Raw genomic sequence first — 656 nt, 5'->3', positions numbered from 1 at the left:
AACGTCAGTCTGTGAAAAAACCTCCGTTTTAATTGCAAACAAATATAGTAAAATACTGTTGTTAAAACAGGAATTTTCGTATTTTTAAGAATGCAACATATCTCAGGAATTTCCCGCCACCAAATGCGTATTTCCAGTCTGGAAGACGCTATAGCTTCAGATAATCAAGTGCGATTTATAGATGCATTTGTAATGTTTGTTGACCTCTCCAAACTTGGTTTTTCTGTACAGACGATCAAAAGTGAAGGCCGTCCGAGCTATAACACCAAAGTGTTTCTTAAAACCTATTTGTACGGCTATCTCAACGGAATAAGAAGCTCTAGAAAATTAGAAAAAGAATCCTTCAGAAATATTGAAATGCAATGGCTTTTGGAAGACATTCGTCCAAACTACCACAGCATCTCAGATTTTAGAAAAGACAATCCCGTTGCCTTGAAAAAACTATTCAAATTATTTGTCTCCTTTTTGAAAGATGCCGATTTAATAGCAGGCGAAACCATTGCCATTGACGGAACCAAAAGCCGTGCGCATAATAGCAAAAAGGCTAATTTCAACCAAAAGAAAATAGACAAGCACCTAGAATATATTGAAACCAAAACTCAAGAATATCTTGATGCTATGGAAGAAAACGATGCAAAGGAGAACTCTGAAAAAAT

Annotated in this window: 1 protein-coding gene; it reads left to right on the top strand. The window is 35.8% G+C overall.

Features of this window, described 5'->3' with window-relative positions; translation table 11 throughout:
- Nucleotides 1-90: 90 nt before the first annotated feature.
- A partial coding sequence (locus ABEG11_RS19045; RefSeq protein ID WP_348825764.1) for a transposase occupies nucleotides 91-656 on the top strand: 566 nt, incomplete at its 3' end.

Source organism: Flavobacterium aestuarii (assembly GCF_040049115.1).
Classification (GTDB): domain Bacteria; phylum Bacteroidota; class Bacteroidia; order Flavobacteriales; family Flavobacteriaceae; genus Flavobacterium; species Flavobacterium aestuarii.
The sequence above is the reverse complement of the archived record's forward strand: the minus strand, read 5'-3'. Positions and strand labels throughout refer to the sequence as shown.